Genomic DNA, 4,091 nt, shown 5'->3' with positions numbered 1-4,091 from the left:
CACAGCCCGGAACGGCCCCGCATGGAACCGTCCGAAGCCGCCTGAAGCCCAGTGCCCTCCCGCCCTCGCGCAGTTCCCCGCACCCCTGAATAGCGCCCCTGACGGCACTTTCCGTGGTCAGAAGGAGGCGTTCTCGCGGTAGATGCCCCACTCGTCGCGGAGGGCGTGGCAGATCTCGCCCAGGGTCGCCTCGGCCCGTACCGCGCGCAGCATCGGGGGGATCATGTTCTCGCCCGAGCGGGCCGCGGCGAGCATGTCGGCGAGGCCGGCCTTGACGGCGGCGTCGTCGCGGGCGGCCTTGCGGGTGCCGAGCACCCGGACCTGCTCGCGTTCGACCTCGTGGCTGACCCGGAGGATCTCCAGTTCCTTGGTGACGCTGCCAGGGTGGCAGTTGACGCCGACGACCCGCTTGTCGCCCTTCTCCAGCGAGCGCTGGTACTGGAAGGCGGCCTCGGCGATCTCGCCGGTGAAGTACCCCTCCTCGATGCCGCGCAGGATGCCGGAGGTGATCGGCCCGATCGGGTGGTCGGCGCGGCCCTTGTCGAGGATCCGCTGGAAGATCTCCTCGGCCTGCGCCTCGATCCGGTCGGTGAGCGCCTCGACGTACCAGGAGCCGCCGAGCGGGTCCGCGACGTTGGTGACGCCGGTCTCCTCCATGAGCACCTGCTGGGTCCGCAGGGCGATCTCCGCGGCCTGCTCGGAGGGCAGCGCCAGGGTCTCGTCGAGGGCGTTGGTGTGCAGCGAGTTGGTGCCGCCGAGCACCGCGGACAGCGCCTCGACGGCGGTGCGCACCACGTTGTTGTACGGCTGCTGCGCGGTGAGCGACACCCCGGCGGTCTGGGTGTGGAAGCGCAGCCACTGCGCCTTGTCGGTCTTGGCGCCGAAGTGGTCGCGCATCCAGCGGGCCCAGATCCGCCGGGCGGCCCGGAACTTGGCGATCTCCTCGAAGAAGTCCAGGTGGGCGTCGAAGAAGAAGGACAGCCCGGACGCGAAGTCGTCCACGTCCATGCCGCGGGAGAGGCCGAGCTCGACGTAGCCGAAGCCGTCCGCGAGGGTGTACGCCAGCTCCTGCGCGGCCGTCGCCCCGGCCTCGCGGATGTGGTAGCCGGAGACCGAGAGCGGCTTGTACGCCGGGATGTTGGCCTGGCAGTACTCCATCAGGTCGCCGATCAGCCGCAGGTGCGGCTCGGGGGCGAACAGCCACTCCTTCTGGGCGATGTACTCCTTGAAGATGTCGGTCTGCAGGGTGCCGTTGAGCACGCCGGGGTCGGTGCCCTGGCGTTCGGCCGCGACCAGGTACATGCAGAAGACCGGCACCGCCGGCCCGCTGATGGTCATCGAGGTGGTGACCTCGCCGAGCGGGATGCCGCGGAACAGGATGTCCATGTCGGCGGCCGAGTCGATGGCGACGCCGCAGTGGCCGACCTCGCCGAGCGAGCGGCCGTCGTCGGAGTCGTAGCCCATCAGGGTGGGCATGTCGAAGGCGACCGAGAGGCCGCCGCCGCCGGCCTCCAGGATCATCCGGTAGCGCTCGTTGGTCTGCTCGGCGTTGCCGAAGCCGGCGAACTGCCGGATGGTCCAGGTGCGGCCGCGGTAGCCGGTGGGGTGCAGGCCGCGGGTGAACGGGTACTCGCCGGGCCAGCCGATCCGCTCGAACCCCTCGTACGGCAGGCCGGCGGCCGGGCCGTAGACCGGTTCGACCTCGTCGCCGCTCAGGGTGGTGAAGTCCGCGTCGCGCTTGCGGGCCTTGTCGTAGCGCTGCTGCCAGCGCTGGCGGCCGGCCTCGATCTCGTCGGCGTCCATGACTGCGAACTCCACTCCGTGCGGCCGCCCGGGGTCTCGGGGCGGATCGGCCAGTAGGACGTCCGGTGGGACGCCGTTCCAAAGTACTCGGACGTCCTAGTATCTGTCGATGCCCGACCCGCCGAAGGCCCCGAACGGGGGCCGGGCCGGTCCCGGAGCACGAGAAGGGCGCGCCCCCCGACCGGCGGGAGGCGCGCCCCGAGGAGCAGGCGGATCAGACCCCGGCGGGCTGCCGGGCCTCGTCGGCGGGCAGGCTGCCGGCGGCCTCGCGGACCACCCGGCGCTCCGCCACGAAGGAGGCGAACGGGATGCAGCCGGCGGCCAGCGTGAAGACCAGGCGGCCGAGCGGCCAGCGGAGCTTCTGCCCGAGCAGGAAGGTCACCACGAAGTACCCGATGTAGAGGTAGCCGTGCAGCATCGCCACGTAGGTGGTGGCGTCCTCGGCGGTGGAGAAGCCGTACTTCGCCACCATGAAGCCGCAGAACACCAGCAGCGCCACACCGGTCGCGATCGCCAGGGCCCGGTACCAGCCCAGCAGGGGGGTCGCCTTCATGTTCTTCCTACCTCGCTCGGCCCGATCGGGCGGCGCGCCGGGAGTCCGCACACCGCTGCATCGAGGGTAGCCGCCTTCACGCCCGCCCCCGTCCGGGCCCCCGCACGGACACCCGCACGGACCCCCGTGCGCGGCTGCGGCGCTCAGGCCTGCTCGGGGTCGGCGAAGTCGCCGGCCCGCACCCGCAGCGGCCGCAGCAGGTCGAACACCTGGTGGCACTGGTCCTCGTCGTACCCCTCCAGGCCGAAGTCGACGGCCATCAGCTCCCGGGTGGCCTCCTCCACCACCTCGCGGCCGCGCGCGGTGATCGAGGCGAGCACGCCGCGGCCGTCCAGCGGATTGGGGCGGCGGGCGACCAGGCCGGCCCGCTCCAGGCGGTCGACGGTGTTGGTGACGCTGGTGGGGTGGACCATCAGCCGCTCGCCGATCTTGGAGAGCGAGAGCTCCCCGGTCCGGCTGAAGGTGAGCAGCACCAGCGCCTCGTAGCGGGCGAAGGTCAGCCCGTACGGTTTCACCACCGCGTCCACCCGGGACAGCAGGATCTGGTGCGCGCGCATCACCGAGGTGATCGCCGACATGGCGGGGACGCTTCCCCACCGGCGCTTCCAGAGCTCGTCGGCGCGGGCGATCGGGTCGAAGTCGAGTGCGAGGGGCTTGGCCACCGTCCCACCGTACCGGCGGCCGGGCGGCCGGGTAGCAGGTGTCCACGATGGTGGACAAGACCGACCCTTGGCGGGATCACGCCAGCAATTTCCTGGTCCGAACCAGCCCATTCAAAGCTGTTTATATTCGGGCAATATTCAGTTCTGTCAACGGAGTTGCCGGAATTCGACTGCTGTTCAGCCACTGTTCGGGCCGAAACCCCTGCCCAGGACGGCTCTTTGCCCGCATTTGACCGGTCCGACGGGCGGCCGCCGCGCGATCGCGCCGGCGGTCTGAGCTGGCGGGACATGGCCAACTCTTGCTGCAGACCTGTCATTTGATCAGCTTGATTGTCATGCTTCTGGCCAGCCCCGTTGGAGCATCGCCACCCCCACCCCGGCGAATGCCCCTGACCGCACGGAGCAGCACGTCAGCGTCCGTTCCGCCCCAGCAGGCACCAGGTCCGGTGCCCCGGAGCGAGGCGCGACCGCGCACTCGCGGTTGATCCGGAAGGAATCCGTACGTGAAGCGAAAGCTGACAGTCGGAGCCGTTCTCTCTGCCTCTGCGCTGCTCGCCGGCGTGATCCAGGTCAGCGCGGGCGTCGCCCAGGCCGCGCCGGTGACCGCCTTCGGGCTCCCGGCCGCCGGCCAGCGCGCCGACCTGATCGCCCTGGCCGACGCCCAGGCGCCCGCCGCGGCCAAGGCCCTCGGTCTCGGCGCCCAGGAGAAGCTGGTCGCCAAGGACGCCGTCGTCGACGCGGACGGCGCCCGCCACCTGCGCTACGAGCGCACCCTGGGCGGCCTGCCGGTGCTCGGCGGCGACGTGGTCGTGCACCAGGACGCCAAGGGTGCGGTGACGTCGGTCGACCGCGCCGTCCAGGGCTCGGTCGCCCCCGCGACCGCCACCCCGAAGCTCTCCGCCGAGCAGGCGGCCGGGAAGGCCGCCGGCGCGGTGCAGGCCACCGTCGGGATCACCAAGGACGCGGACGAGCCCGCGCTGGTCTCGGTCGAGGCCCCGAGCGGCGCCCGACTGGTGGTCTGGGCCACCTCCGGCACCCCGCGCCTGGCCTACCAGACCACCGTCAAGGGCCTG

3 protein-coding genes and 1 pseudogene are annotated in these 4,091 nt (G+C 71.5%); 1 reads left to right on the top strand and 3 read right to left on the bottom strand.

What is annotated here, in order from left to right:
• Positions 1-117 precede the first annotated feature (117 nt).
• The 3 genes from AA75_RS33440 to AA75_RS33430 all read right to left on the bottom strand — a co-directional run bounded on the left by AA75_RS33440 (position 118) and on the right by AA75_RS33430 (position 3,018).
• Entirely contained in the window at positions 118-1,803 is a 1,686-nt protein-coding gene (locus AA75_RS33440; RefSeq protein ID WP_033824104.1) for a methylmalonyl-CoA mutase, read from the bottom strand.
• A gap of 214 nt (positions 1,804-2,017) precedes the next feature.
• Positions 2,018-2,356, bottom strand: coding sequence for a DUF3817 domain-containing protein (locus tag AA75_RS33435; protein WP_033824103.1), 339 nt, complete (start codon positions 2,354-2,356; stop codon positions 2,018-2,020).
• 143 nt (positions 2,357-2,499) lie between these two features.
• Positions 2,500-3,018: a MarR family winged helix-turn-helix transcriptional regulator gene (locus AA75_RS33430; protein WP_033824102.1), complete on the bottom strand. Its 519-nt coding sequence runs from the start codon at positions 3,016-3,018 to the stop codon at positions 2,500-2,502.
• A gap of 503 nt (positions 3,019-3,521) precedes the next feature.
• Between AA75_RS33430 and AA75_RS52720 the strand changes: the two are divergent.
• Positions 3,522-4,091: pseudogene (locus AA75_RS52720) on the top strand (peptidase M4 family protein); the annotation flags it as partial.

The organism is Kitasatospora sp. MBT63 (genome assembly GCF_000710465.2).
Classification (GTDB): Bacteria; Actinomycetota; Actinomycetes; order Streptomycetales; family Streptomycetaceae; genus Kitasatospora.
This window is presented reverse-complemented; position numbering and strand designations above follow the sequence as displayed.